General features: G+C 35.4%; 23 protein-coding genes and 1 riboswitch. Of the genes, 19 read left to right on the top strand and 4 right to left on the bottom strand.

The window, feature by feature from the left end:
• Nucleotides 1-113: 113 nt before the first annotated feature.
• The 9 genes from NSA47_RS10415 to larC2 are packed head-to-tail and all read left to right on the top strand — an operon-like array spanning nucleotide 114 to nucleotide 7,933.
• A complete protein-coding gene (locus NSA47_RS10415; protein WP_257531711.1) occupies nucleotides 114-1,730 on the top strand; it encodes an ABC transporter substrate-binding protein in 1,617 nt (538 codons plus the stop codon).
• A 12-nt stretch (nucleotides 1,731-1,742) separates the two neighbouring features.
• Nucleotides 1,743-2,729, top strand: a complete 987-nt coding sequence (locus NSA47_RS10410) for an ABC transporter permease (protein WP_257531709.1) — start codon at nucleotides 1,743-1,745, stop codon at nucleotides 2,727-2,729.
• Entirely contained in the window at nucleotides 2,722-3,537 is an 816-nt protein-coding gene (locus NSA47_RS10405; RefSeq protein ID WP_373370323.1) for an ABC transporter permease, read from the top strand. The genes NSA47_RS10410 and NSA47_RS10405 overlap by 8 nt, the downstream gene beginning before the upstream one ends.
• A 10-nt stretch (nucleotides 3,538-3,547) precedes the next feature.
• On the top strand, nucleotides 3,548-4,477 hold the full coding sequence (locus NSA47_RS10400; RefSeq protein WP_257531707.1) for an ABC transporter ATP-binding protein: 930 nt from the start codon (nucleotides 3,548-3,550) through the stop codon (nucleotides 4,475-4,477).
• Complete coding sequence (locus NSA47_RS10395; protein WP_257531705.1) at nucleotides 4,467-5,075, top strand: ABC transporter ATP-binding protein; 609 nt, start codon at nucleotides 4,467-4,469, stop codon at nucleotides 5,073-5,075. Before NSA47_RS10400 ends, NSA47_RS10395 begins: the two co-directional genes overlap by 11 nt.
• A 1-nt stretch (nucleotide 5,076) precedes the next feature.
• Nucleotides 5,077-5,895, top strand: coding sequence for an ATP-dependent sacrificial sulfur transferase LarE (gene larE, locus NSA47_RS10390; protein ID WP_257531703.1), 819 nt, complete (start codon nucleotides 5,077-5,079; stop codon nucleotides 5,893-5,895).
• A gap of 1 nt (nucleotide 5,896) precedes the next feature.
• Nucleotides 5,897-6,649, top strand: a complete 753-nt coding sequence (gene larB / locus NSA47_RS10385) for a nickel pincer cofactor biosynthesis protein LarB (RefSeq protein WP_257531702.1) — start codon at nucleotides 5,897-5,899, stop codon at nucleotides 6,647-6,649.
• On the top strand, nucleotides 6,642-7,484 hold the full coding sequence (gene larC / locus NSA47_RS10380; protein WP_373370322.1) for a nickel pincer cofactor biosynthesis protein LarC: 843 nt from the start codon (nucleotides 6,642-6,644) through the stop codon (nucleotides 7,482-7,484). The genes larB and larC overlap by 8 nt, the downstream gene beginning before the upstream one ends.
• A gap of 38 nt (nucleotides 7,485-7,522) precedes the next feature.
• A complete protein-coding gene (gene larC2, locus NSA47_RS15505) occupies nucleotides 7,523-7,933 on the top strand; it encodes a nickel pincer cofactor biosynthesis protein LarC2 (protein WP_373370321.1) in 411 nt (136 codons plus the stop codon).
• On the opposite strand, the gene NSA47_RS10375 is transcribed toward larC2, so the two are convergent.
• Both NSA47_RS10375 and NSA47_RS10370 read right to left on the bottom strand, forming a co-directional pair.
• Complete coding sequence (locus tag NSA47_RS10375; protein WP_257531700.1) at nucleotides 7,894-8,130, bottom strand: DUF4368 domain-containing protein; 237 nt, start codon at nucleotides 8,128-8,130, stop codon at nucleotides 7,894-7,896. The two genes, larC2 and NSA47_RS10375, sit on opposite strands and share 40 nt — an antisense overlap.
• 382 nt (nucleotides 8,131-8,512) lie before the next feature.
• Nucleotides 8,513-8,935, bottom strand: a complete 423-nt coding sequence (locus NSA47_RS10370; protein WP_257531698.1) for a hypothetical protein — start codon at nucleotides 8,933-8,935, stop codon at nucleotides 8,513-8,515.
• A 419-nt stretch (nucleotides 8,936-9,354) separates the two neighbouring features.
• Here NSA47_RS10370 and NSA47_RS10365 point away from each other — a divergent pair, with 419 nt between their 5' ends.
• From NSA47_RS10365 to NSA47_RS10320, 10 genes are all read left to right on the top strand, one after another.
• The gene (locus NSA47_RS10365) at nucleotides 9,355-9,567 is read left to right on the top strand and encodes a helix-turn-helix domain-containing protein (protein ID WP_257531696.1); all 213 of its coding nucleotides are present in this window, start codon (nucleotides 9,355-9,357) and stop codon (nucleotides 9,565-9,567) included.
• A gap of 17 nt (nucleotides 9,568-9,584) precedes the next feature.
• A complete protein-coding gene (locus NSA47_RS10360; RefSeq protein WP_257531694.1) occupies nucleotides 9,585-11,543 on the top strand; it encodes a site-specific DNA-methyltransferase in 1,959 nt (652 codons plus the stop codon).
• Between the two features lie 14 nt (nucleotides 11,544-11,557).
• A complete protein-coding gene (locus tag NSA47_RS10355) occupies nucleotides 11,558-14,515 on the top strand; it encodes a type III restriction-modification system endonuclease (RefSeq protein WP_257531692.1) in 2,958 nt (985 codons plus the stop codon).
• Nucleotides 14,516-14,538: 23 nt separating this feature from the next.
• Complete coding sequence (locus tag NSA47_RS10350; protein WP_257531690.1) at nucleotides 14,539-16,158, top strand: ATP-dependent nuclease; 1,620 nt, start codon at nucleotides 14,539-14,541, stop codon at nucleotides 16,156-16,158.
• 485 nt (nucleotides 16,159-16,643) lie between these two features.
• Nucleotides 16,644-18,056, top strand: a complete 1,413-nt coding sequence (locus NSA47_RS10345) for a uracil-xanthine permease family protein (RefSeq protein WP_257531688.1) — start codon at nucleotides 16,644-16,646, stop codon at nucleotides 18,054-18,056.
• A gap of 44 nt (nucleotides 18,057-18,100) precedes the next feature.
• A complete protein-coding gene (locus NSA47_RS10340; protein ID WP_257531685.1) occupies nucleotides 18,101-19,339 on the top strand; it encodes an amidohydrolase family protein in 1,239 nt (412 codons plus the stop codon).
• Between the two features lie 148 nt (nucleotides 19,340-19,487).
• A complete protein-coding gene (locus tag NSA47_RS10335; protein WP_257531683.1) occupies nucleotides 19,488-20,291 on the top strand; it encodes a hypothetical protein in 804 nt (267 codons plus the stop codon).
• A complete protein-coding gene (locus NSA47_RS10330; RefSeq protein ID WP_257531681.1) occupies nucleotides 20,288-21,454 on the top strand; it encodes an amidohydrolase in 1,167 nt (388 codons plus the stop codon). The genes NSA47_RS10335 and NSA47_RS10330 overlap by 4 nt, the downstream gene beginning before the upstream one ends.
• Before the next feature lie 99 nt (nucleotides 21,455-21,553).
• A complete protein-coding gene (locus NSA47_RS10325) occupies nucleotides 21,554-21,751 on the top strand; it encodes an H-type small acid-soluble spore protein (RefSeq protein WP_257531679.1) in 198 nt (65 codons plus the stop codon).
• Between the two features lie 98 nt (nucleotides 21,752-21,849).
• Nucleotides 21,850-21,968: riboswitch (FMN riboswitch) on the top strand.
• Between the two features lie 168 nt (nucleotides 21,969-22,136).
• Entirely contained in the window at nucleotides 22,137-22,757 is a 621-nt protein-coding gene (locus tag NSA47_RS10320) for an ECF transporter S component (protein ID WP_257531677.1), read from the top strand.
• A gap of 91 nt (nucleotides 22,758-22,848) precedes the next feature.
• Here the strand turns inward: NSA47_RS10320 and NSA47_RS10315 are convergent, their stop codons facing one another.
• Both NSA47_RS10315 and NSA47_RS10310 read right to left on the bottom strand, forming a co-directional pair.
• Nucleotides 22,849-23,358 (bottom strand): IclR family transcriptional regulator, encoded by a 510-nt coding sequence (locus tag NSA47_RS10315; RefSeq protein WP_444546813.1) that lies wholly within the window; start codon nucleotides 23,356-23,358, stop codon nucleotides 22,849-22,851.
• A gap of 65 nt (nucleotides 23,359-23,423) precedes the next feature.
• On the bottom strand, nucleotides 23,424-23,624 hold the full coding sequence (locus NSA47_RS10310; RefSeq protein ID WP_257531673.1) for a helix-turn-helix domain-containing protein: 201 nt from the start codon (nucleotides 23,622-23,624) through the stop codon (nucleotides 23,424-23,426).
• Nucleotides 23,625-24,625 lie beyond the last annotated feature (1,001 nt).

Below are 24,625 nucleotides of genomic sequence, written 5' to 3'. Positions count from 1 at the left end.
GAGAACCATAGTAATTACATAAGCGCGGAATCAATAAACCATGAAGGTTATCATCTCTTAAGAATAAGGGGTTACTTTATGGTTTTTTGTTTTTGAAAGGGGAGGAGAAGAAAATGAGAAGAAAATCTATGATGTTTAAAGGATTGATTATTCTACTAGTAGGTATTTTTGTCTTAGGGGGATGCCAGGGAAAGGGGAAAGATGCCAGTCAGTCTCAAGAGGATGCATTGAAAAAGAAGGAAAAATTAGTCATGGCCATAGGTAGCGAACCTGATGGAGGCTTTGACCCCATTGTGGGGTGGGGAAGATATGGTAATCCCCTTTTTCAAAGTACTTTGGTAGATACGGATTCTAATATGGAAATTGTAAAGGATTTGGCTACCGATTATCAGATCAGTGAAGATGGTCTTATCTGGAACTTCACCCTACGGGAGGATGCCTACTTTACCGACGGTGAAAAACTTACAGCAGAGGATGTGGTTTTCACCTTTGATAAAGCTAAAGATAGCGGCTCTATTGTGGATTTAACCAACATGAAAAAGATTTCTGAGGTAAATGAAAACACTGTGGAATTTATCCTACATAAACCAGACTCCTCTTTTATCTACACCATAGCCGCCACAGGGATTGTACCCAAACATTCCTATGGACCTAACTATGGTGAGAATCCCGTAGGTAGTGGTCCCTTTAAGCTAGTGCAATGGGATAAGGGGCAACAGATCATTATGGAAGCCAACGAAAATTATTATGGTAAAGTACCCGAGATGAAGAAAGTCACGGTATTATTCATGGAAGAGGATGCAGCTTTAGCGGTAGCTCAAGCAGGACAGTTGGACGTGGCTATGACCTCTGCAAACCTTGCTCAGCAGGAAATAGATGGGATGCACTTAGAAGTGGTAAAGACCATAGATAACCGTGGATTAACCCTGCCTTGTTTACCAGATGAGGGAAAAACAACCAAAGACGGCCATAGGATTGGAAATAATGTGACATCAGATATTGCTATAAGACGAGCTCTATCCTACGGAATTGACCGAGAAGCATTAATAAAGGATGCTTTAAATGGATACGGTAGACCAGCCTATACAGAATGTGACGGAATGCCCTGGTCCAATGAGAAGGCCATAGTAGAGTACGATGTAGTGAAGGCAAAGGATATTTTAGAAGCAGCAGGCTGGATAGATGTAGACAAGGATGGAATCCGAGAAAAGAATGGACAAAGAGCAGAAATTAATTTACTTTATGCGGCTGGTGATTCTACTAGGCAAGTCTTGGCAAATGCAGTGGCCTTGCAGGCTGAAGAGTTGGGAATAAAAATAACTATTGAAGGAACCAGTTGGGATGTAATTGACCAAAGAATGTATAGTGAAGCGGTAGTCATGGGTTGGGGAGCTCAAAGCCCCATAGAGACCTATTTGCTTTATCATAGTGAAAATACCGGTAAGGATTATTACAATCCTGAATATTTCTCCAATGAAAAAGTAGATGAGCATATTGATAAGGCTATGAGTTCTTTGGATCACGATGAGGCCCTGGAGCATTGGAAAAAGGTTCAGTGGGATGGGGAAACAGGAGTGTCCACCCAAGGGGAAAGCCCCTGGGTATGGTTGGTCAATGTGGATCATTTGTATTATGTAAAAGAGGGCTTGGATATGGGTACTCAAAAGATTCATCCCCATGGTCATGCATGGCCCTTACTTGCCAACTTAAAGGATTGGACATGGAAATAAAAGAGGGATGATATGAATAAAGGGATTTTCAAGAGAATCATACAAAATTTTATACGATTAGTTACCCTGTTGGTAGCAGTATGTGTAATTGCATATTTTCTAATACAAATTTCTCCTATAGATCCTATACAGGCTTATGTAGGAGCAGGTGTAGCTGTTAGTCCAGAACAAAGGGAAAATATCGAGAACTTTTGGGGGGGAAATGGTTCGCCCCTAAAACAGTTTCTCACCTGGAGCCGAGCAGTTTTACAGGGAGATTTTGGTGTCTCTCTTATCTATAGGAGACCGGTATTGGATATTATCATAGAAAAGTTTAACCATTCTATTTTACTTATGGGATTGTCCTGGGTTTTATCAGGAATCATCGGGTATACCTTAGGGCTTCTTATGGGAATAAACAGGGGAAAACCAGGGGAAAGGGTAATGAAGACTATTTGTTTAAGCTTGTCCTCTACTCCTACCTTTTGGGTAGGCCTTATATTGCTTTTGATTTTTTCCATAGGCCTAGGATGGTTTCCCGTGGGCTTAAGTGTACCCATTGGTATGCTGACCAAGGAAATCACCTTTTTTCAAAGAGTATATCATGCACTATTACCTGCCCTTGCCCTGAGCTTTACTTCCTTTAGTCCAGTGGCATTACATACAAGGGATAAGGTGTTTACTGCCATGGAAAGTGACTATGTACTTTTTGCTAGAGCAAGGGGAGAAAAATCAAAGGAAATCATTAAAAATCATGTTGTGCATAATACTCTCATCCCTGCCATTACCCTACAATTCGCTTCCTTTAGTGAATTATTCGGGGGCAGTGTGTTGGTAGAACAAGTATTTTCCTATCCTGGACTGGGAAGAGCGGCTGTAGAAGCAGGTTTAAGGAGTGATGTCCCCTTACTTCTTGGAGTTACTCTATTTAGTGCCCTCTTTGTATTTTTAGGGAATTCCATAGCCAATATTCTTTACCAATGGGTTGACCCTAAGATAGGGGAGATGGATTATGAATAGAAGAATAAAATCCTTAGTGTTAGTGGTTGTTATTATAACAATGATTGTAACAATTGTATTTTATGGACTATCCGTAGGGGAAAAGGATATTAAAGCAGACTTTTCCCAAAAGAATCAGTCCTTGTCTTTAAAGCATATTTTTGGTACAGATTGGATGGGAAGGGATATGTTTTTACGCACCTTAAAGGGACTTTCCACAAGTATCCTTATTGGTTTGGTGGCATCCCTTATGAGTGCAATTATAGCTGTAGTTATTGGTGCCTTGGCAGGGGTAGGACCTAAGTGGTTAGATCAGGGGATTTTATGGCTTATTGATCTTGTTATGGGCATTCCCCACATGGTTTTATTAATTCTCATTTCCTTTGCTGTAGGCAGAGGGGTAAAGGGAATTTTAATTGGAATCTCCCTTACCCATTGGACCAGTCTAGCAAGACTCATACGGGGAGAAGCACTGCAACTGCGAAATGAAATCTATATTCAGGTAAGCAAAAGATTGGGTAAGGGGAATGTTTATATACTAAAAAAACATGTACTTCCTTATATATTGCCCCAGGTACTTGTGGGAACTATTTTGATGTTTCCCCATGCTATTTTACATGAAGCCTCTATTACTTTTCTAGGTTTTGGATTATCTCCTGAACAGCCAGCAGTGGGCATTATCCTATCAGAAAGTATGAAATATTTATCTACCGGTATGTGGTGGTTGGCTGTTTTCCCAGGGATATCTTTAGTTTTGATTGTTCTATTGTTTGATAAACTGGGGGAAAACATAAAAAGACTTTTAGATCCCAGTAGTGCACAGGAGTGAGGTGAAGGTGATGAAAAATCCATTATTAGAAGTAAAAGATCTATCTATCTCCTTTCGAATGTATGGAAGGGGATTAAAACAATATCATCAACAAACCATTTCTAATCTTTCCATTGATGTGCATAAGGGAGAATTATTAGCTATTGTAGGTTCCAGTGGAAGTGGGAAAAGCTTACTTGCCCATGGCATTATGGGTCTTTTACCCAACAATGCCACTATGGGTGGTAAGGTATATTATGAGGGGAAAGAGCTAACAGAAAAAAGATTAGAAAAACTAAGGGGAAACAAAATTGCCCTTATTCCCCAATCTATTTCCCATCTAGATCCCTTGATGAAAATAGCAAGGCAAGTACAGGGAACGGATAGAAGTACAGAAAGTAGGGAAAGGCAAAGGGCATCCTTTGAAAGATATGATTTATGTCAACAATCCGAAAAACTTTATCCCTTTCAATTATCCGGAGGAATGGCAAGAAGGGTACTGATTTCTACTGCTGCCCAAAAAGATGCCAATCTTATTATTGCCGATGAGCCCACCCCAGGATTAGACGTGGAAATGGCCATGAAAACTTTAAATTATTTTAGAGCTTTTGCGGACCAGGGAAAGGCTGTACTGATGATTACCCATGATATTGATTTGGCTTTGCAGGTGGCGGATAAAATTGCGGTATTTTATGCTGGCACTATTGTAGAAATTGCCCCAGTATCGGATTTTCATAAGGGGGTAGAAGCTTTGAGGCATCCATATACCAAGGCTTTATATAAAGCCCTTCCCCAAAATGGCTTTGAGGTGACTAGGGGATGCCAACCCTATGATAAAGATATGCCTATTGGTTGTGCCTTCGCTCCTAGATGTAGTAGGGCGGATGAAAAATGCCATCAAGATAAATCACCCTTAAAACAACTTGGAGAAGGAAGGGTGAGGTGTCATCATGCTTTTTGAGGGAAAAAATATAAGCTTTAGCTACCCTAAGGGAGAGGATATTTTAAGAAATATGAATATCTCTATTGAAAGTGGAGAACGGGTAGGTTTGATCGCCAAAAGTGGTTATGGGAAAAGTACCTTGGCCAAAATTCTTGCAGGTTATGTCAAACCCACCAAGGGGGAAGTGTTTATAGATGGAAAGCCCATACCTACTAAAGGACATCACCCTGTCCAACTTATCTATCAGCATCCAGAAAAGGCTATAAACCCTAGATGGAGGATGAAAGAGGTGTTAGAAGAAGGGGGAGTATTCCAGGATAAAATGTTACAGGCTATGGGTATTGAAAAACACTGGCTTACTAGATATCCCCGGGAACTTTCCTCGGGAGAATTACAGCGTTTCTCCATCGTCAGGGCCTTGGGAGGAAATACAAAGTTTTTAATTGCTGATGAGATTACCACTATGCTAGATGCCATTAATCAAGCCCAGATTTGGAAGTCTATTTTAGAAGTAGTAGAGGAAAGAAATCTAGGACTATTAGTTATCACCCACAACCATCATTTAGCCAATAAAATATGCACAAGAAAAATTTACTTAGAGGAGGTCAACGGATGATATGGAAAATAAATATATCGCTTTAAAAGAATATGTAGAAAAATTAGTAAAAGAGGGGATTTGTATTGCCTTTTCTGGAGGGGTAGATAGCAGTTTGATTTTAAAGGTGGCCTGCGAAGCAGGGAAGAAATTAAATAAGGAAGTTTACGCCATTACTTTTGAATCTAGGCTCCATCCAGCCTCCGATGTGACTATATCTAAAAGAGTAGCCCAAGAAATGGGAGCAAGGCATAAAATTATTCAAATCAATGAATTTGAAAATGAGGAGATTCTGAAAAATCCAGAGAATAGATGTTATTTATGTAAGGAATCATTATTTTCTAACTTACAGAAATTTGCTCAGGAACTGGGGTGCAAATACGTAGTAGATGGTACCAATGCCGATGATTTAAAGGTATATCGGCCTGGAATACAGGCTTTAAAGGAATTGGGAATTGTCAGCCCCTTGGCAGAGCTTGATATTACAAAGGCAGAGGTAAGAGGGATGGCAAGTAGTTTAAATATTTCAGTATCTTCTAGACCTTCAGCCCCCTGTATGGCCACAAGATTACCCTATAATACCCCAATCAACTTTGAACTATTGGAAAAGATAGAAAAGGGAGAAGAATTTATTAAAGGCTTAGGTTTTAGAATTCTACGTCTTAGAGTCCACGGAGATATTGTGAGGATTGAGGTACCTAGGGAGGATTTAAAAAGGTTATTGGAGAAATCTCAAGAAATTATACCTTATTTAAAGGATTTAGGATTTGTTTATATTACCATGGATTTAGAGGGATTCCGCTCAGGAAGTATGGATGTGTATGTGGTAAAGGAGGGCTAGGATGGATATTCATGAATTACTAAAAAAAGTAAAGTCGGGAGAAGTAGACATAGAAAGTGCAGAAAAACAATTAAAAAAATTACCCTATGAGGATTTAGGGTTTGCAAAGTTGGACCATCATAGAAAGCTTAGATCTGGTTTTGGGGAGGTTGTTTATTGTAGCGGGAAAAGTACAGAACATCTCATAAAAATCTTTCAAAGTTTTAACGATAAAAAAGTTGATATATTGGGCACCCGGGCCAGCAAAGAGCAGTTTGAAGCAGTAAAGGCTATTGTAGAAGAGGCGGAGTATGATGAACTGTCTAGGATGATTAAGGTAGTAAGATCCAAAGGGAAAAAACTAGGGAATATTGCCGTGTGCACAGGGGGTACATCGGATATTCCCGTAGCGGAAGAAGCTGCCCAAACGGCAGAATTCTTTGGTAGCCATGTCACCCGTATCTATGATGTAGGGGTGGCGGGTATTCATAGATTATTATCCAAGATTGAGGAAATCAATGAGGCCAATGCTATTATCGCTGTTGCTGGTATGGAAGGAGCCTTAGCTGGAGTGATTGCAGGTTTGGTAGATAAACCAGTGATCGCCGTACCTACTTCTGTTGGATATGGCACTAATTTTAAGGGCCTTTCGGCTTTACTTACCATGCTCAATTCCTGTGCCGAAGGTATAGCGGTGGTAAATATTGATAACGGCTTTGGAGCAGCCTATATGGCGACTCAAATCAATCGACTGGCGGTGAAGGGAAATGAATAATCAAATCTTGTATTTAGAATGCTATTCGGGAATTAGTGGAGATATGACGGTATCTGCTTTATTGGATTTAGGAGCAGATCAAGAGGTTTTGAAAGAGGCTCTGAAAAGCCTGAATGTAGAAGGTTATGAAATTCAGATTGGGCGAAGAGAAAAATGTGGTATAGATGCCTGTTCCTTTGATGTTATTTTAAAGGAAGAAAAACATCAGCATGAACACAGCCATAATCATGTAGATCCCCATCACGATCATATTCATGGGGAAGAACATCATCACCATGAACATAGTCACCACCATATTCATAGAAATATAAAGGATATCCAGGAAATTATAGATAATGCCCAGATGTCAGATAGAGCAAAAAATCTATCCAAGAAAATTTTTCATGTGGTAGCTAAGGCAGAGGCAAAGGCCCACGGCATCCTTATAGATGAAGTGCATTTCCATGAAGTGGGAGCAGTGGATTCCATAGTAGATATTGTAGCTGTCGCGGTCTGTTTGGATAATTTAAATATACATGAAGTGGTTATATCAGATTTATACGAAGGAGTTGGTCATGTCAAATGCCAACATGGTATTTTGCCAGTGCCAGTACCAGCGGTTGTCAATATCGTCATGGATCATGCCCTACCGCTTCAAATAACAGATATCCACGGAGAACTAGTTACCCCAACAGGAGCTGCCATAGCTGCGGCAATAAAAACAAAAGATGCTCTACCTTCTAGCTACAAAATCAAGAATATAGGTATAGGATCAGGGAAAAAAGATTTCCCTAAAGCTAATATTTTAAGAGCTTATATCATAGAGGATGATGGTAAAAAAAAACAAATGTTTTAAGTGCAGTTGAAGACATTCATAAAGATGAAGTATGGATAATGGAGAGTAATATAGACGATACCACAGGGGAGGCTTTAGGCTTCACTTTGGATCTACTCATAGAAGGGGGAGCCAAAGACGCTTTTTTCAATCCCATTTATATGAAGAAGAATAGACCTGCTTATAAACTAAGCGTAATATGTTCGGAAGAAAATATAAATACTATGGAATCCATTATTTTTAAAAACACCACAACTATTGGTATAAGAAAATATAAAGTTAACCGTAGGGTGTTGAAGCGAGAGTTTATGACGGTAGATACAAAATATGGACCAGTGAGAGTCAAGATTTGTACCTTTGAAGATGAAAAATATTATTATCCTGAGTATGAGGATATTAAAAAGATATGTCATCAAAGGGGATTAGGATTTCAAAGAGTGTACGATGAAGTGAAAAAGCAAATAGGATAACACAAAAACCAAGAAAATGGGTCTCTCCCATAGGGATTTATTAGTCTAAAAAAATTGGCATAGCTGTATTCACGGCTATGCCGTTTTTTCATCCCTTTTTGGAATATCAACTGCTTCAATACGTTATAATAGATACGAATTTTCTGCTGTCTTTTTCCATTTACTTTCTCGGCTTTAAAGACGATTATCTTGTCCACAAACTCTCTAATAATTTCAGCATCTAATTCTTTTATTTCAGTATACCTTTTTACCCGTAGCTGATTTATTAGCCTTTTCTATAACTGATTTGTCAGATAGGTAGGAGCTACTTTCTTCATTTGATATATTTTTTTAGCTTTTGGTCTAGTCATATACCTATCTAATAAAATTTGAAGCTTATCATTTGAAATATTAATATTTTCATTACTTACAAGATCACCAGTAATAGTGACAAACTTATTAGTAGCTCCACTAACATAGACTTCAAGCCCTAACTTTTGATTATTTATATAGTAGAGGCTTTTATCATAATTAAAGCCATCTACTAAAAAGATAATTCTAATACCATTACCAGATGAGCTTTTCTCAATGTATGAATCCTTAAAAAATGCCCATTACTTCTTTAGCAAGTTTTGAGAAGTTACCATTTTCATCTATGCAATCATCAATATCAATAGCAGAGATATTATTAAATACTCCAATACCTAAGCCATCAAATTTATCTACTGCATTAACAGCATCATTAAAGCTAGTAAAGGTATTTATTTTATTTGCCATTGTTTTTTTACCATTTACTTGGTAGGGAACTTTCCTAGGCTTTTTATCAATTTTACTTTTCTCGTATTTCCAAACACAGAATTTAGCATTATCTATTAAACACTGTGGTAGATTTTTATAATTTCCTTTCAGTCCTTTCACCTCCTTGTAGAAAGTTAAGATCCAAAATACTACAGTTCCTAAGGACTTACCTTGCTTGACATAGCCTTGTATTGATTCAAGGATACGCTCGGATATAATCGTCATGGCATATTAACTTGAAGTATCTCTCGCATTTTGGGATATTCACTTGTCGAGGTACAAAACTTCAAAATTAATTGAAGTCAAGGAGATAAAACTGCCTTCAATATCTAAAGGACACTAGAATCTAAAATCCGTAGAAAAATTTATAGATATTTTTATCTCCTACTTATTAGCCACAGTAAAGAGGTAAAGTTGAGGTTTTTGAAAAAGAAAATAAAAAACCTACTTCTGGTGTGAAGCAGATAGATGATTGTTACTCAGTTTTAAGTAATAGTTTAAATGAAAACTTATAAACGATTTTGTGGGAAAGTTTATTCGATTTTAAAGAATTCGGAACAATATCAATGAGATATTAAAGAATATTATTGTTTGTGTATTATTTGAGTGTTATAATTAAAAATAACCCATGGGAGGTGTGTATGATGGCTTTAAACTATAATAAGTTATGGAAACTATTGATAGATAAAGGTATGAAGAAAAAAGACCTGCAAGAGCTATCTGGTGTAAGCTCAGCCACAATAACAAAGCTTGGAAGAAATGAAAATGTAAATACTGGGATACTACAAAGAATATGCAATGCATTAAAGTGCGATATATGTGATATTTTAGAGTTTATTCCGGATGAAACTGATTGATATAAGGAGGATAAATTATGATTAAAGATATTTTAAATGAAAATGAGGAAATAACTCCTAATTCTAAAGAGATAACTGTATTAAAAGAGCATTTCCCATCATGTTTTAAAAATGATGGAACTTTTGATATTGAAAGATTCAAAGGTTTTTTAAGTGACAAAATTACAGTTACTGACGAAGGCTATGAGTTAAAGTTTTTAGGCAAAAACTATGCAAGGTTATTAGCTTCAGTTGATACTACAACAGTCGTTGTTCCCAATGGAGAGCATAATTCAAAGCCAGAAAATAACAATAGTGAAAACATATATATTAGTGGCGATAATCTTGATGGTTTAAAACATTTATTAAAATCTTACTCTGGAAAAATAAAATGTATTTACATAGACCCCCCATATAATACTGGTACAGACGGGTTTGTATATAATGATAATTTTAATTTCACTGTGGACAGCCTTTCAGAAAAATTAAGTATGAGTGAAGAGCAAGCAGAACGTATTCTTGACCTTACAAAGCGTGGTTCTGCTTCACACTCTGCATGGCTTATGTTTATGTATCCACGCTTGGCTCTTGCTAGAGATTTATTAACCGATGATGGAGCAATTTTTATTTCTATTGATGATAATGAACAGTCTAATTTAAAATTAATCTGTGATGATGTATTTGGAGAAGAAAATTTTGTAGCGACTATAACAAACACTAATAATCCCAAAGGGCGTTCAGATGATGATTTTGTTGCGACTGCACATGAATATATTATCGTTTATGCAAAATCTATAGAATTATTAACATGGGGTGGGTTTGAACCGACAGAAAAAATTACTAGAAGGTATAACAAATTCGATAAAGATGGTAATAAGTATAGAGAAATTGATTTAAGAAAAACTGGAGAAAATGATTTACGTGAGGATAGACCAAATTTGTTTTATTATTTTTATTATAATGAAAAAACTGGGGACTTTTATCCAGATTATGAATCTTATAGTAAGGAAGGGTATGTTCAAATACGGCCCTTAAGGAATGATGGTAGAGAAGGTAATTGGCGATGGGAACTAAAAACAACTCAATCTCGATTATCGCAACTGCACCCCAAGTTTATGCCTAACCGTAAAATATGGGGAATTATGCAAATGGATTATTTAGAAGGACGTAGTTTAGTTAAGCCTACAAGTTCATGGACTTTTAAGGACGTGAATAGTGAACGAGGAACTGAAGAATTTATTAAATTAGGTTTTGATAAAAGAGTTTTTCCAAAACCAAAACCAATTGGAACAATTTCACGTTGTGTTATTCTAGGGGCGGAGAAAGATGATATTATACTTGATTTCTTTTCTGGCTCTGCTACAACAGCTCATGCGGTTATGAAATTAAATGCAGAAGATGGTGGAAATAGAAAATTTATATTGGTTCAACTGCCAGAAGCAGTTAAAGAGGGTAGCGTTGCTGAGAAAGCAGGTTATAAAACCATAGACCAAATTGGAATAGATAGAATTATTAAAGCAGCTAATAAAATAAAAGATGAAAATCCAGAAACAGTTATAGACCTTGGTTTTAAACACTTCACTCTTGAAGAACCAACACCTAATACTTTAGATAAGATTGAAGTTTTTGACCCTAATGAAAATAAGTTGTTTGCAGATAAAACCCTTCTGAATGAGTTTGGGAAGCCCACAATACTTAGTACATGGCTTGTAAGAGATGGTTATGGTTTAACTGTTGAACCAGAAGAATTGGATTTATCTGGTTATAAAGGATATTTTATAGATAAGCACCTTTATTTAATAGATACAGAGATTCCAAATGAAGCCATAGAAGATATTGTAGTAAAATATGAAACAGAAGGAAGTTTTAATCCAGAGAATATTGTACTGTTTGGCTATAGCTTTACTTGGACGGAAATGGAGCAATTAAAAATTAACTTAAAAAGACTAAAAGACACTGAGAAAAATTTAAATATTAATTTTGATGTTCGATATTGATGGGAGGGAGTATAATGGAACTTATTTTACAAAAAAACTTACCCCATCAACAAAGAGCAGTTGATGCTATTAACAAAGTTTTTGATGGAGTAGAAATTACCAAACCTAGACAATTTTTTGAAAACCCCATAATCAATTTATCCGATCCAAATATTACTCAAAATATAAATGAGCTTCAAAAAAGTTTACCTAGTGAGTATAGAAGCAGCTCTCCTGCAGAGGATGTCCTAAATCTTGATATTAAGATGGAAACAGGAACAGGAAAAACTTATGTTTACACAAAGACTATATATGAACTTCATAAAAATTATGGCTTTAATAAATTTATAATTGCAGTACCTTCCCTTGCGATTAAAGCAGGAACTGGACAGTTTTTGAAGGATGCATATGCTAAAAAACATTTTACTGATGTATGTGGTTATGGTACTGAAATTGAAGTAGGTATATTAGAATCTCATAAAAAGAAAAAAGGTCGCTTCTTCTTTCCATCAGTTGTAAGTGATTTTGTCAAAGGTTCTACACAAAACTCAAAAAAAATATATGTACTACTTGTTAACATGCAGTTGCTTGCCGTTAGAAAAAATGGAATGCTAAGTCGTGATGATTATGATAGTGGAGTTGAAGGCTTTTTTAGACCCTTTGATGCATTAGGAGCGACTAAGCCTATTGTTATAATTGACGAGCCTCATAGATTTTCAAGAGACCAAAAAGCCTTTAAGGTTATTTTAGATGAACTAAAACCACAATCTATTATTAGGTTTGGTGCCACTTTCCCAGAAACCTCCACTGGTCGTGGGAAAAATAGAATTACAGTTAAGGATTATCAAAATCTTCTTTATGATCTTAATGCTTGTGAGTCCTTTAATCAAAACCTCATTAAAGGAGTAGCAAAAGAGCATTTTGAGCCTATTTCGAAACGTCAAGAAAAAGTTAGGATAACCTCTATTAATAGTAGAAGTTCCGTTAATTTTCAACACAAAAAACAAGATGAAAGAACAAAAACTTATACTCTGCAAAAAGATGATTCCTTATCTATTATCAGTGAGGCTTTTGAAGGCATTACTATAAGTGGCATATCAGCTTCTGAAGTTATATTTTCTAACGGTATTACAAAGTCTACTGGTGAGGAGTTAGATGTAGACATTTACATGACTTCTTATCAAGAACAGATGATGAGACTTGCTCTTGAAAGGCATTTTGAAATTGAAAAGTCAAATTTTTGTGGCAGAAATTTTAAAATAAAAACTTTGGCCTTGTTTTTTATAGATGATATAGCTTCTTACCGTGAAACTGAGGATGGTAAAGAACCTTATTTACTTAAATCTTTCGAAAGACTTTTAAAAGAACGAATTGAAATAGAAATATCTAATTTAAGTGGGCAAGAAGAAGAATATAAAAAGTATTTAGAAGAAAGCCTTGCTAATATTTCAGCCTGCCATGGTGGATATTTCGCACAGGATAATAGTGATTCAGATGAGGATATAGCAAAAGAAGTAGATGCTATTTTAAATGGAAAAAAGCAGCTTTTATCCTTTAAAAAACCTGATGGCTCTTATAATACTATAAGATTTTTATTTTCTAAGTGGACACTTAAAGAAGGCTGGGATAATCCTAATGTATTTACCATTGCCAAACTTCGCTCTAGTGGAAGTGAGAATAGTAAATTACAAGAGGTAGGTCGTGGACTTCGTTTACCAGTTGATGAAAATGGAAATAGAATCTCTAATGAAGAATTTCAATTAAACTATATTGTAGATTTTACTGAGGCAGATTTTGCCCAAAGATTAATAGACCAGATTAATGGTGAATTACCACAGGCTTCTCCTTTAACAAAAGAAAGAATAGAGGAAGTTGCTGCAAAACTTGGCATGACTTCAGAGGAACTTTTCAGAGATTTATATATTAAGCAATACATTGATTGGGAAAGGAATATTAAAACAGATGCAAGAGATGCCTTCTTTGCTGAGTATCCAGACTTTGCAGTAGGATTAGATAGTGGAAAGGTTAAGGATAGAAATAGAGATAGAGCAAAGCCAGTGAAAATTAGAAAGGCTGCTTATAATGATATAAAGGAATTGTGGGAAAGAATCAACCAGCGATATCTATTATTCTATGATAAAGATTTAGATGTTAATATGGAAGATGTAGTCTTATCTATATTGGAAGCTGAAAATGTTTTTACAGATGTTACTATGACAAGCTCCAGAGAAATTGTAAAAAGTGATGGTTCAGAAATGTCAATTCTTTCTGAGTCTGGAGTGCAATATATAATATCTAAGATAATTCCTTATAATGAGTTTTTGAAAAGGATAATGCAAGGAACAAATATCGCTATTACAACCTTACATCAGGCAGTATCTAGGTATACAAATAAAAATGGAATGATTAAACCAGAACATTTTAATGAAAATACTGTCAGCATCATAATACAAAAATTTCAAGAATGGAAAAATGAAAATTTGCAAGGTAGATTCCACTATGCAAAAAGTTCTACACCTGTTGGGTCCACAGCACTTTCTTTTGAAGATGGTAGTCCGCGGAGAGAAATTACTCAAGGCAGAATAGGTACAAAACTTGTAGAAGGTACTCCTAGTGATAAATACCTATATGATTCATACGCCTATGATTCACCCCTTGAAAAGAATAATATAATGGCAGACATTGAGAAAGTTGTTGTTTATGGTAAAATCCCTCGTAGCAGTATTGCAATTCCTACTATCACAGGTGGGATGTATAGCCCTGACTTTATGTATATTGTAAAGAAAAGAAATGGTGAAAAAGAATTAAATATTGTGGTTGAAACAAAGGATGTAGAAAATAAAAATAGTTTGCGTGGAACAGAGAAGGCAAACTTAGAATGTGCTAAAGTATTCTTTGATATATTATCAAAAAATGGATACAAGATATATTTTCGTGACCAGCTTAATAATAGACAAATGGCACAGGTTATTAATGAAGTATTGGGGGAGTAATTCTATAAATAGGGGGGATAATTTTGAAACTAGAAAAAATTTATATTAAACACTATCGCTCAATAGAAAATGTGACTTTAACTTTGCCATATAATAAGCCTTTGGTCTTATTTGGTCCAAATAATGCAGGCAAATCAAATATTCTTTCGGCAATAAATAGGATAATTGGTGAGAGGTATCCTACTTATATTGAAATGTTAGATAGCGATTATTTTCAAAGAAATCAAAATAAATATCCAACAGCACAAATAACAGCTAAATTTAATGAACCTTTATATTTTGATAAATGGGGTAATGACTATGAAGTAATATCTGTTAGCTATGGGCATAATGGCGAAATTAACAATAATCTTTTCCATAATGGACTCAACAAGAAAATTTATCCTACAAATGAGCAACGTTCAGCTTGTCAATCCTATTTAATTGATGCTGAAAGAAATATACAAAGTGCTTTTAATTATAGTAGTAGTTATTCATTATTAAGTAAGTTTTCCAAGAAAATTCATGAAGCCCTTAGCTCAGAGCATAAAGATGAATTGTCGGAGGCTTTTGAGCAAATTACATCATCTTTTGAACAGACTGATGAATTCTCTAGTTTTTTTAGTCAGTTTTCCAATTCTTTAAAAGGTGCTGTAAAAGGATTTGTTCATTCTCTAGCTGTGGATTTTTCAGCTTATAACCCAAATAATTATGCTAAGTCTCTTAGAATCTATGCAAAAGAAGGAGATAGCATAAGGGGATTTGAAGAATTCGGCACAGGAGAACAACAGGTTTTATTAATGGCTTTTGTAAAAGCCTATATGGAAGTATTTACTGGTGAAAACTTTGTATTAATCATTGAAGAACCAGAAGCACACCTTCACCCCTTAGCTCAAAGATGGTTAAAGGAATATGTTGTAGAAATGTGTTCTAGCGGTATACAAGTAATATTATCAACTCATTCTTCAGAATTTATTGATGCTGAATATTTGGATGGTTTGGTTCGTATACATAAGGAAGTTGGAATAACAAAGGCAATACAGTTATCGGCAGAACAACTTTGTAATTTTTGTATAGATTCGGGTGTGCCACAAAACCTTATATCTCCGGATAATATTGTGGATTTTTACTCGACAAAGCTCTTTTTAGATCAACTTAAAGGAATGTTTGCGGAAACAATTATATTAGTAGAAGGTGCAACAGAATATTTTGCCTTGCCCGTCTATTTAAAACGTATAGGCTATTCTTTGGCAGAACATGGAACAGAGATTGTTAATTGTCGTGGAAAAGATGCAATTCCTTTATATTGGAGACTTTTCAAAGCATATGGTTATAATTGTTATGCCATCTTTGACTGTGATAGAAATGATACACAAACTAGAAAGATATTTAAGGATATATTTAATGAAGAAAATTGGAGTACAAAAATTGGAGATTGTATTGTGAAGGACAATTTTGCTTATTTTGGTAAAGATTTTGAATCATATTTACGAGATGCGATTCAAGATTACAATCTTATAGAACAACGAATTTCAGAAGAATATAGTATATCATCAAAGCCAGGTAAAGCTAAAGCTATTGCACAACACATAGAAGAAGTCCCACAGTTTATACATGGTATATCGGAAAAGCTTAAAATAATAGAAATGTTGGGACAAAATTAAATTCAAAAGACCACACTAAAGATTTCACTCTCTAGTGTGGTCTTTATTGCTACCTCTTAAGGCTACTTTTCTAAGTTTTTATTCAATCCCTATGGAAAAGAATATGGGAAAACAAAAATAAATAATTTGAATAAAAGCAATGCCCCTTACATATTGATTATTATGTACAAGTTTCCTTAGTGAAATGAGAGGATAATCAATAGGGAGAATAGATTATTTTTAGAAATTTGATTAATGGGGAATGGGGCAAGAAATTTCTTTTTAGGCAATAGAACTTGGAAATAAACTTATCTAGGACAAAAACGCTATCGGTTTTGGCATTTTTACAATTATCAAAAACAATAAAACTTTAAGGTTGTCGTCAAAATGCTGAAATACATGTCCCTTATATTTCAAAATAAAGAAGGAAGGAGGTCAATAAATATAGAGAGGGTAATGTAGAACAGAGGCATGTATTTAAATAAATATGACTAGGGGGGATATAAATGGTTAGTGAGCAGGTTATTAGCAAAGATGAGCAGCCGGTTTTTGACGTCGAAATTGAAAGTACCATAGACCTTCTTTATGGGATTGAGGATAGACCCAAAAGATGGTGGGAAACGCTTTTTTATGCCTTTCAAATCACTTTAGTAGATTTTACGCCCTTTATTTGGGCAGGGATGTTTGTGTCTTTAGCAGGTCTACCAGACAGTATTATTCCTATTATGATTAGCACATGTTTTTTAGCAATGGGTGTGGGGACCATTATACAGACGACCATAGGAAACAGATTGCCCATCGTACAGGGTCCATCATCATCTGTTCTAACTGCAATGGGTGGAGTTACCGCAACATATGGTTTCCCAGCGATGTGGGGTGCAGTTTTGGTTGGAGGCCTTATAGAATTCTTAATCGGCCAATTTAAAATACTGGGAAATCTAAGAAAATTTATTCCCCCAGTAGTTACGGGATCAGTTGTTACAGTCATAGGTTTTGTTGCTGCTAGGATCTCCATTACATGGATATTTACCAATCCAAATAAAATAGATTTGATACTGGCTCTTGTAGCTTTTTTACTTGCACTTACCTTAAAATTTAGGTTTAAAGGATTGCTGTCTAATGGTTTTGTATTATTCGCGGTTATCATTGTTGGAGTCATTATTGCTACACCTCTAGGACGTTATGATTGGTCTGCAGTGGCAGAAACACCATGGTTTTCCATGCCTAAATTATTTCCTTTTAGGGGATACGAGGGTATAAATAAGCCATTTATATTATTAGGTGCAGCCATCATTGGAGGATTTACTGGATATATTGGTTCAATGTTTGAGTCTTTAGGAGACTATGCTGCAACATGTGCCATATCCAAAGAAGTTTACCGAGTTAAACATATTAATAAAGGAATAGCTGCTGAGGGGTTAGGCTGCATATCCTCTGGTTTATTGGGGGCTCTTCCAGTAACAAGCTATACACAAAACATAGGGATCATTGCTGCAACAGGTGTAGCCAGTAGATTGATTACTCAGATTGCTGCTGTGATGTTCTTGTTTTATGGTCTTTCTCCAAAGCTTGCTATGATGCTTGCCAGTATACCCCGGCCTGTAGTAGGGGGTGTATTTGCTATAAGTGCCAGTTTAATCATGTTTTCGGGTATTGAAGTAATTATGTCTGAGAAACAAAGCATGGAAAATAATCTTATTGCAGGGACAACCATTGGGGCAGGTGTCATTGTCCCCTTGTTTACAGCAACTGCAGGAGCAGCGTGGGTAAGCACCTTTGGGGAATTTGGCAGAATGTATATGTCTAATAATATTTTTATCGCCGTTACTGTGGGCATTGTGATGAATTTATTGATATCCCATATATTGGTACGACCAGAAAATAAGAACCCTGTAGAGACCAATAAATCTCAAGAATAAAGAATACTGAGGAAAATGAAATTTAAAGACAGGAGGATAGGATGATGCTCTTAATTAAAAATACAAAAATACTTGATGTAGATGAAAACATGGATATTCTTATCAATGATGAAGGCAGATATGAGAAAATCTTAAAAGATATAGAGGTAAAAGACTATGAAGGATGCCAAGTCATTGATGCAAAAGGAATGTTGGCCACCCCTACCTTTGTTAATACCCACATGCATTTTGACAAGGCTTATACATCCCTGGTAGCAAGAGATAGTAAAGAAGAAACCTTAGAGGAATCTATCAAAATCATGCATGATAGAAAGAGAAATTATTCTGTTGAAGATGTCAAAAATAGAGCGGTTAGAGCCATAAAAGAGTGTGTTGCTTATGGAACGACAAAAATAAGAACCAACGTAGATATTGACAATATGGCAGGTTTGATAGGACTAGAAGGTGTAGTTTTAGCCAAGGAAGAATGCAAAGATATTTGTGACCTACAGATTGTGGCTTTTCCCCAAGAGGGCATATTTAATAATGAGGGAACTGAAAAACTTATGTGGGAAGCAATGGAAAAGGGTGCTGATGTTGTAGGAGGTATGCCAGCGGCAGAATGGCTAGATGGCTATGCAAAAAAGCATGTGGAATTAGTATTTGAGATAGCAAAGAAATATGATGCTTTAATTGATATGCATATGGACCAATCTAAGGATATGTTTGATCGGTCTTTAGAATACACAGCGGTACGGTCTATAGAGGAAGGAATGCAAGGTAGGGTGACAGGAGGGCATTGTACTTCTATTGCTTATCAAAATCATTCCCATGCCAAAAAGGTTATGGAAATATTAAGGATTGCTGATTTTAATGTCTGTACCAATACCCAAACCTTAGCCATAATGGGTGTAGATAGTGAACCCAGGACTAGAGGGGTAACAAGGATAAGGGAAATGGTGGAGATGGGTATTAATGTGGCAACAGCTCAAGATACCATTTGCGATGGTTTTCATCTTTATGGTACAGGTGACCCCTTAGATTATGGATTGATTTGTGCATATACGGCTCAATACAATACACCTAAGACGGCAAGAATAGTATTTGATATGCTAACAAAAAATTCTGCTAGAATTTTTGCTCCCGAGGAGAAGTATGGTATAGAGGTAGGAAATGTTGCAGATTTAAATATCATTGATGCCCCTAATGTTCAAGAAGCTTTACGTCTTAGAGCATCTAGACCCTATATAATTAAAAAAGGAAAAATCATAGGAAGTTTTGAAAGAAAACAAGTTTTATTCTAGCCAATGGGAAATATAAAAAAGTGAATAGCCTAACTGAAAAACCAGGAATGCCTCCTGGTTTTTTTATTGAAACTTTAAAAACAAGAAGGAAAATTCATAAAAGATTAGAATTAATATAAGAGATAGAATACAACTAAGGAGGGAAAAAATGAGGATTTTTGACAGGAAATTTATGCAGTATCAATTGGCCTATGGAATTTGGTATAATTTAAGTTCTCGATTTTTATTTGTAGGAATGATTTTTGCTGTGATTAGCTTCTTTTCTGACTCCATTCTTTATTTATTAGCCATTCCTATGCTCTACATTTATGGATATTTTCGTCTACAATATCTATTAAATGCCAAGGATAGCGTTTATGAAAAAAGGATGGAAAAGCAATACAAATTTTATGAAAGGAAAAACTTGAAAGCCCAAGGACAGGTGACCTATCAAATAGAAAAGCTTTTATTTGCCGTAGAGTTAGGGAAAATAGAGGCAAAACAAGCCATAGAGGATGTAAAGGAAATATTAGAAATAAGACCTAAACTTCAAAGGATTATTAAGGGTATTCTATTAAGTCTATATTTGGTGGCTAAGGAAGAGGACAATACAGAAATTCCTCAGGATTTAATAGATAATCTCCATGAGGTTCTAAAGGAGGAAGAAAACCCCAATGCTTTGGTAGATCATGTACGAATGGCTTTAAAGTTAGAAAAATATGACCTAGCGATTAAACTTATAGAAAAGGCAGAGGAGAGAAAGAAGATTTACAAAAAACAAAGAATACCTGTATACCGATCTATGTATAAAGTCCTACAGGTTTCCTTGCCCTATTATAAGACCATTGCCTATTTTAAAAGTGGAGAGAAAGAAAAAGCTTTAGATCAATTGGAACTTACTCTAAGAAGAGCACAATCCCAAAAATTAAGAAAAGAAATAAAACAAGAAGTAGAAGGGATGGGAATCATATGATTTTAATACGCAACGCTAAGATTTGGACGATGAGCGGAGAGATTATCCAAGAGGGAAGTATTTTAATAGAAAAGGGGAAGATCAAAGAAGTAGGACAGGATGTGGTGGCCCCCTTAGATGCCAAGATCATTGATGCTGAAGGTGGCAATATCCTACCGGGATTTATAGAAGCCCATTGTCATATCGGACTATTTGAAGATGGTTTGGGATTTGAGGGAGAAGATGGTAATGAAATGACCCACCCCATCACCCCTAATCTCCGAGCTATAGATGCTATTAATCCTATGGACAGAAGTTTTCAAGAAGCCAGAGAAAATGGCATCACCACTTGCATTACAGGTCCTGGGAGTACCAATGTAATTGGAGGACAATTTGCAGCAGTAAAAACCTATGGACAAAGAGTAGAGGACATGCTTTTAAAAGAGCCCATAGCGATGAAATGTGCCTTTGGAGAAAACCCTAAGAGAGTATATAGCTCTCAGAAAAAAAGTCCCGTCACAAGAATGGCTACAGCAGCCCTGCTAAGAGAAGCCTTGATGGAAGCCAAGGAATATGCAAAGAAAAAAGAAAGGGCAGAAAGTGAAAAGGATCAGCCAAAATGGGATATGAAGATGGAAAGCCTAGTGAAGGTATTAAATAAGGAAATTCCCTTAAAGGCCCATGCCCATCGTGCCGATGATATTTTAACAGCCATTCGAGTAGCCAAGGAATTTGATGTGAATATGACCTTAGATCATTGTACAGAGGGACATTTAATTGCAGACATTATCAAAGAAGAAGGTTTAGATGCTATTGTAGGACCAACTTTAAGTAGTCGTTCCAAGATAGAATTAAATAATCTTACCTTTAAGACTCCAGAGGTTCTAAACAAAAAGGGAGTCAGAATAGCCCTAACTACTGATCATCCTGTTGTGCCCGTGCAATATTTACCCGTATGTGCAGCCCTGGCCACTCGAGAAGGAATGGAAGAGCTAGAGGCTTTGAGAGCTATTACTTTATATCCAGCCCAAATCGTAGGGATAGAGGATCGTGTGGGCAGTATAGAAGTAGGTAAAGATGCGGATTTAGTATTGATAAAAGATCATCCCTTGGATTTTAGGAGTAAAGTGAGGATGACGATAATTAATGGAGAAGTGGTTTATGATCGTGGGGAAATAGCATAAGGAAAAGAGATAAACAAAATGAAATCCAATTTTTTCTTGATTCCTATGCATAGAAATGACCTCTCCTATTTATACTATCCTATAGGGAGGTGTATCCCAGTGGATCATGAAAGAGCAGTAAAGATTATGAATTCCCTAGAAAATATCAATGTTACCTATAATGGTGATTCTGTATGGATTGAAGGGATAGATCATGAAAGCCAAGAGGTCCAAGTGACTATTTTATGTACCCATGAAATGACTAGGGTGCCTATTAACCAGCTAAAAGAAATTGGACCTGTATCGGGAATGATTTAGCTAGAAAAAACAATGGCAAGAACTATTCTGTCAATAAAATAACGAAAACACTTGAACATTTTATTTTTTGTGATATAATAAGTTTGAAAATAAATAATAAGTATCTTCAGGGCAGGGTGAAATTCCCGACCGGCGGTTATAGTCCGCGAGCCACGAGAGTGGTTGACTTGGTGCAACTCCAAGACCGACAGTAAAGTCTGGATGGAAGAGGGTATTGATTAATCATGCCATTTATGTATGCTCCTGAAGAAGTTCAGGGGCATTTTTGATTGAAGAAAGTACTTTCTTTAATCAAAAAAGGTGATGGATTATCACCTTTAAGTGGGCATGATGCACACACTCTTTACCTTTAGACCTGAAGCAATATTCTAAAGGAGGAAAGATAATGAAACAGGTAACTTTATCCAATCAATCATCAAGTTTGTCAGCCACCAATAGAATGGTGAAAATCTCTGTTTTGTCGGTCATTGCTTTTATTATTATGCTTTTTGAAATGGTGGTACCTTTTTTTCCAGCATTCTTAAAAATGGATTTTAGCGATGTACCTGCACTATTGGGTTCCTTTGCCCTAGGTCCTGTGGCTGGGGTGATTATCCAACTACTTAAAAACATACTTCACATTGTACTGAGAGGAACGAGTACAGCGGGAGTTGGAGAGCTTTCAAATTTCATTGTAGGTGGAATGTTTGTATTTACAGCAGGATCTATCTACAAAATGAACAAGAATAAAAAATATGCTATGATAGGTATGATAGTGGCTACTATTGTGATGTCAGCTGTAGGGATTTTAACAAATCTATATCTGGTTGTTCCTTTTTATTCCAAAGCTATGGGTATTCCTTTAGATGCCATCGTTAATATGGGTACCGTAGCAAATGCAAGAATTATCGACTTGAAGACTTTGATTATATATGGAGTAACTCCTTTCAACATCATAAAGGGAGTGGCTATTTCTATCGTGGTGACTTTGATCTATAAAAAATTAACACCAATTTTGCATAAATAAGAAGAATGGGTGTAGATAAAATATAAGCACAAAATTAGGCAGCTTAGGTAAGTATAATTACTTACCTAAGCTGCCTAATTTTGTTTTAGTTTTAAAATTCAAGATCCAGTTGACTAATCAATTGTTCCATGACAATTCTTTTTTCCTGAAGTACCTTTCGAATTAAATCTAATTTTTCTTCTGATATCCTATATAGTGGAAAACTCACACTTATCGCAGCGATAACTCTGCCTTTTTTTCTTAGGGGTGTTGCTAAACAACCTGTATCCTTATTGACTTCCTCCCACTCATAGGCTATTTCTTCACTTCTTATTTTCTCTATCTGGTCTAATAATTTATCAAGATTTGTTATTGTATGGGATGTGATAGGTTTCAATTTATTTTTATAATAATTTTTTATTTCCTCATTAGTATGTCCTGATAGCAATGCTTTCCCCAAAGCGGTAGCATACGCAGGCAATTTACTTCCCACAGTGGAAACTAAGTTAATAGGCTGTTCGGAGTCCACCTTAGCTAAATAAAATACATCATGATCAATTAATATGCCCAGCTGACACACTTCATTACAAACATTTACGATATCATTCATTTCACCTTTTATAATGTCTATGCTGCTAGAATTTGAGGAAAGAGATGAACCAAGTATAAAAGATTTTATGCCTATCTTTATTTGGATGTATTTTCATCAAGACTTATATAATTTTTAACTAACAAAGTTTGAAGAATTGGTGAAATAGTGCTTTTAGGGGAATTGATTTTTTCGGATAATTCGCTAAGGGTAAGTCCATTTAAATACTCGTTAAGAGCCTCAAGGATATTAATAACCCGAATTGTAGGATTATGTAATGGTTTGTTAGTTTTTTCCATATAACCACCCCAGATAATAAAATTTAAGTAGGATCATTGTCTTTCTTCCTTTCTATTAATTTCAATATATTCTTATTTTAAATTATTCCAAATTAGATTTTGAAATAAAAAGTATTATATAAAAATATTACTCAAATAAATTATAGAATATAGTGCAACTTTCTGTAACTTTCTAATCAGCTAGTTGAACTAATGAAATTCTTAATATTATGGGGAGAATTTTAAAAATTATCTAGTAGAAATAAATGAGCTTATAAGTACAAGATTATAATGAAACTTATATTATGTCAATAAAAGAAATGAAAGGTTAGTTTCAGTGCATTATTACGATAAGATTGCCTACTAAATAATCTATTTTATCCATTCATGGTAATGCAAATATAAAATATTTATGAAAATTTTGCAAGAATATAGTTTATGAAAAATCTTAATAGAAGTTAAAAGAAAGAGGTGAGTAGAGAAAGTAAAGGAAATTTTTACTTAAAGAAAGATTTCTGAATGTTTTGGATTCCTGTTGACATCGTTATCATCAGATGTTAAAATATAATCGATATTTGTAAATGTGAACGTAATTCGTATATAGGAATGAAATGGCTTTGTGAAATAGGGGAAGTTCGAAATGCTAAGAGGGGATAATGGGCTATGTTGAGATGTTATTGATTTTCTAATTGGAAAAGGAGGATATCCAGTAAAGGTAATCTTGAGTATAAAAGCTTTTTATTCGGTAAGGCATAACCTTTCATTTGTGTATTCTACATACCTAAACTTTGAAACAGTGGATAGAATATAAATCCAAGTTCTTAAGATTAACTTTTGATTTTAAGGAGTTTTCCAGGAATTAATAACATTTCTAGCATAATAAAAATATATTAAAGGGGGCGAAGAGGGAAACAGTTTTTTTCATATTAGGTATTTATTTGCATAGACATAAGAATTAAAAAAACTGCTATAAAAAATCAGGCTTTAAGAATTTTATGTAGTTCTAGTATGTGTCTGGGGAA

This window comes from Irregularibacter muris (genome assembly GCF_024622505.1).
Lineage (GTDB): Bacteria > Bacillota > Clostridia > Eubacteriales > Garciellaceae > Irregularibacter > Irregularibacter muris.
Note: the sequence above shows the minus strand (reverse complement) of the source record. Positions and strands in the feature narration are given on the sequence as shown.